Genomic DNA, 3,975 nt, shown 5'->3' with positions numbered 1-3,975 from the left:
TGCGGCCCACATCAATGTTGTTGCAGTAATCCCCGCAAGCACCCTAGCCCGAACCATTCCAGTAGATCCGAGTGAGATAGTCGGGGGGTGACTTTGTCAAGGTTTTCTGGCCCCGCAGGGACAGAGAAATCTGGCCCCATTGTCCGGGCTCGGCGGTCCGGGATGCAGCATGAGCGCCTTGCTGACTAGGTCCAGTCCCGGCTGCGATACCGCGATGTACTGGCCCGGCACTCGGAGTGAATCCGGGCTCAGTTGCGGGCGGGTCCATACTTGCTAAGTGCGCGAAAAAGATCGGGACTCAGATTCGGACCGTGGGATCTGCCATGTTCGGGAGGCGGTTGAGCGAGACCTGTCTGGTGTCCTCGAGGTTCAGAGAGGCGCAGGCCGTGCCGACACTGATGCTTTCGCTCAGTCCATCGTGCATTCCGTTAAGGATCCCGGCCGCTTTCTAATCGTTGCCGAAACTGAAGGACGCCTTGTGGGGTGGGCATCAACGAAGTATTTCCCCGACGTCGACGGGGACGCGCCCGCCGGTCACTACTTGATGGGCATCACTGTTGCCCCGAAGAGCCGCCGTTTAGGAGTCGCGCGTTCCCTCATTACGGCTCGCCTCTCGTGGATTTCTCAGGTCGCGGACAACGCTTTTTATTTCGCAAGCTCGATGAATCAAGCCTCTATTGGGGCCCATGAGCCGTGGAATTTTCACGAGATCGCACGAGCGCATCAGTTTCGCGGAGTCCCCTTCGCGAGCGGAGAAGGAATCCTTTTCCAAGCTGCGCTTCGTTAGGAAACGACGCGCTGATTCGACCTGGGTTGCGCAAGCAGAAGACCCTCGCTGGGCTCCTCTAAGTACTTCCGAATGCCAGTGGCGGCGGGGGGACCACGTCGCATTGAAACTGAAAATCCCCTGAGGCAGGAAAAAAATCCCTTTGCCTTCTGGTTGGCGCGACCGCCGATGGACCGATCAATGCAAGCGTGTACGCAGTTCTGCGAACACGGGCGATGCCTACGCGCCTCTAACCGTTTATCTTCTTCGCGGCCGCCATCTGACGGTCGTCCGCGAGATACTCTCGAACCAGTCAAATCAAGCCGGTGTTGCGACCACCGCCTGAACTCGCCAGTTTTGCACACTAAAGTTTCGAGACACACCCAGCTATTTTTCGCAAGCTGCACCACTCTCATTTCATGAGATATCGAAGCCGACGGCGCCATAGTCGCGCTGAAGATCAGACAGGTCGCGACGGACGCGGTCGCTAGATTCACGCATGATGGCAAGCTGTGCATAGACGCGAATCCAGTCCTCCCGGATACGTTCCAGAAGCCCGTCCTTCTCAGCGTCCGTCGAGGCATCGTTTTGTCGCGACAACTTTGCGAGAAGTCGCACCGAGTAACGAAGATAGGCGAGCCAAGTGATCAGGCTTCCGTCGCCGGTGTTCCACCTCGCCGCTCTTTCAAAGGCGAAATTGGCCCGATCGTAATACTCGCCTACGTTGACTTGAGCGTTCGTGGCCTTCTCGAGAAGCACAGTACCGAGCGTCGTGTCGGCGTAGGCCTCGCGTCGTTGGTCGCGGATGAAGTCCGACTGAGTGCCATCCCGATTGAGCCTCGCAGTCAACCACGGTGCTACCAGAGCACCAACCAAAACGCCGATCAGCGACGCGGCTATCGCAATCAGGGCGACGACTGAGTTGTCCATAGTTGAACTATTCCAGGTTTTTATTACTCGATCGGGTCCGCTGCAGGGTTAGGTGACATCTGAGTTGGCTTGCCCGGAAGCCTGCCGTTAGCGCCCGCAAGAGGAACGATCAACGGGCTCGCTGGATGCGCTTATCCCGGGTTGGCTTCGAGCTCTTGCCAGTAGCCGTAGAGGGCTTGTTCGTGTTCCCTGCGCAGTTGGGCCGCTCGTCGCATTGCATCTTTGGTGGGGTGAGGTGGCCGCATGAAACGGTGCTTGTACAGCGTTGCGTGGTTGGCCCATTCGGCGGCGCGGAGTTGGGCGGGTAAAGAGTCGGGGGAAGCGTGAAGCTGGATCAGCAGTCCGCCTTCCAGCGTCGACAACCCGATCTCGGCAGTGTCACCGGGACGATGCCCGGCAGCGCGCCATTGGATGGTAGCGAGCATGTGGGCGCTCCCGCCGATGTCTGCGGCGACGCTGAACAGATCGTTCATGGACAAGTACGGGAATTCGTGCGCGAGAGCGTCACGAAGCGCATCGTGTCCCGTGTGGTCCAACAGCTCGCGCCCACCGGGAGCCTGCGTTGCGACCGCAGCCGCCACGCGCGCGGAGATCTCTCTGGCTTGACCCAGCGGCAGAGAAAAGAACACCGTGGCGGGAGGGAACCTGAGTGGATTAGCCGCCCGGATCACTCGGTCCACCACCTCCCTTTGACGATTCAGCTGGATCTACCTACCAACAATCGCTGGTCAGGGCCGAAGATGCAACGGCCCGTAAGGGGAACCACCTGCGGACGCTTACGAGTGCACCGGCGTGATCAGCGGATACGAACGCAGTGCTGACCTTGTGGCAGTTCTCTATGCCGGCGCCTGGGTCGGGGTCACCTCAAGCCGCTCGACCTCGGCGATGAGATCGAGAACTGAGCCGTACCGCGCCGAGTAGTCATGCGATGTGCACCGCTGGATGATGAGCCCAACCTCGTCCGGCGCCACTCTCAGCGACTCCTTGCCGGTGAAGATGTAGGACAGGATCCACCCGATCGAGTAGATCTCGTTCCCGATGCCATAGTCCTTGAAGCGATCCAGCAGAGGATCGCGGATCGTCCCGCGCACCTCCGTCTGCGTGCGGGTGAAGGTCGATGTCCGATCTTTGACAAGTCCGAAATCGCTCAGCTTCACGAGGACGGCACCGCCGTCGAAGACCTTGAGTATGACGTTCTGCAGGCTGATATCCCGGTGGAAAAGATCTTTGCCATGGAGATAGTTGAGGCCGTAGAGGAACTGCAGCGCGATGCGCTTGCGCGAGGCGAAGCCCAGGGATCCGTTCCTCTTGGCGATGTACTCACGCAGCGTCTCGTGGCAGAACTCCATGCGGTATTCGTTCCGCTCCTCGTCATACTGGTAGACCTCGACGACGTACGGGAAGCTCAGCTTCTTCATGACCTCGAACTCTTGGCGGAAGCGTGCCAGGTCTCGCTCGCTCAGGCCTCTCTTCGCCCGCTTCACCGCGACCTTGATCCCGTAGTCGGGGTCAATGTAGGAATACACGTTGGCGTAGGACCCCTCACCGATCATCGTGAGCTTCGGCCGTGACTGACTCTTGCGCAGATCGACGGTGGTGGACGGGCGGCTGAACACTGGCACGTACTTCTCGATCGCGATCTGCGCGAAGTCGTCTGGCACCTGGCTACCGCCGCTCGGCGACAGCCAGGGCTCGCAGGCTTCGATCGCCGCCTGGTATCCGTCAGCAAGCTTCACTTCGACGCCGACACGCGAGAGCAGATGGCGATCCTGATTCAGCCCTTCGATCAGGGCGAGCAGATCCCGGCTGTTGTCCGCCCAATAGTGATGAGTGCTCCTGGCACGGTCGTTGATGCTCTCGAAGTGATGGTTCAGACGCTTGTGGAGGACTGAGAACACATGCCCGAACTCTGGGTCGTCCTCGTACAAACGATCGAACGTCGGAGATGAAGCCTGGTCCTGGTATCGCGCCTTCAGATCCGAGACCGCGAGCTCCAACGGAGTTGCCACAGCGCCACCCTTCGTTCAGACAGCACGGCCACCGGCGCGTCCCCCTGCATCTGAATGTAGTAGCCCTGCCCGAGTTCGCGGTCGATCAGTTGGACGATACCGTGGCGCGGCGCGGTCGCGGCTCCGCTCCAATGGGAGACGCGATAACCGAACGTCGTACGCGACAAATCTCGAGTCAACCAGATCGACATCAGTCCCCTAGGGACTGCTGGAATGGTTCGGGCTAGGGTGCTTGCGGGGATTACTGCAACAACATTGATGTGGGCCGCG

General features: G+C 59.7%; 5 protein-coding genes. 1 reads left to right on the top strand and 4 read right to left on the bottom strand.

Annotated elements, in window-relative coordinates; translation table 11 throughout:
• Positions 1-277 precede the first annotated feature (277 nt).
• On the top strand, positions 278-787 hold the full coding sequence (locus ABIB54_RS17670) for a GNAT family N-acetyltransferase (RefSeq protein ID WP_354576843.1): 510 nt from the start codon (positions 278-280) through the stop codon (positions 785-787).
• A 396-nt stretch (positions 788-1,183) separates the two neighbouring features.
• Here the strand turns inward: ABIB54_RS17670 and ABIB54_RS17665 are convergent, their stop codons facing one another.
• The 4 genes from ABIB54_RS17665 to ABIB54_RS17650 all read right to left on the bottom strand — a co-directional run.
• The gene (locus ABIB54_RS17665; RefSeq protein ID WP_354576842.1) at positions 1,184-1,696 is read right to left on the bottom strand and encodes a hypothetical protein; all 513 of its coding nucleotides are present in this window, start codon (positions 1,694-1,696) and stop codon (positions 1,184-1,186) included.
• Between the two features lie 131 nt (positions 1,697-1,827).
• Positions 1,828-2,169 carry a hypothetical protein gene (locus ABIB54_RS17660; protein ID WP_354576841.1) on the bottom strand — a complete coding sequence of 114 codons (342 nt, stop codon included), beginning with the start codon at positions 2,167-2,169 and terminating at the stop codon, positions 1,828-1,830.
• 363 nt (positions 2,170-2,532) lie between these two features.
• The gene (locus tag ABIB54_RS17655; protein ID WP_354576840.1) at positions 2,533-3,705 is read right to left on the bottom strand and encodes a protein kinase family protein; all 1,173 of its coding nucleotides are present in this window, start codon (positions 3,703-3,705) and stop codon (positions 2,533-2,535) included.
• A partial coding sequence (locus tag ABIB54_RS17650) for a hypothetical protein (RefSeq protein WP_354576839.1) occupies positions 3,669-3,975 on the bottom strand: 307 nt, incomplete at its 5' end. The genes ABIB54_RS17650 and ABIB54_RS17655, both read right to left, overlap by 37 nt.

Origin of the sequence: Frigoribacterium sp. UYMn621 (genome assembly GCF_040549525.1) — a bacterium.
Taxonomy (GTDB): Bacteria; Actinomycetota; Actinomycetes; order Actinomycetales; family Microbacteriaceae; genus Lacisediminihabitans.
This window is presented reverse-complemented; position numbering and strand designations above follow the sequence as displayed.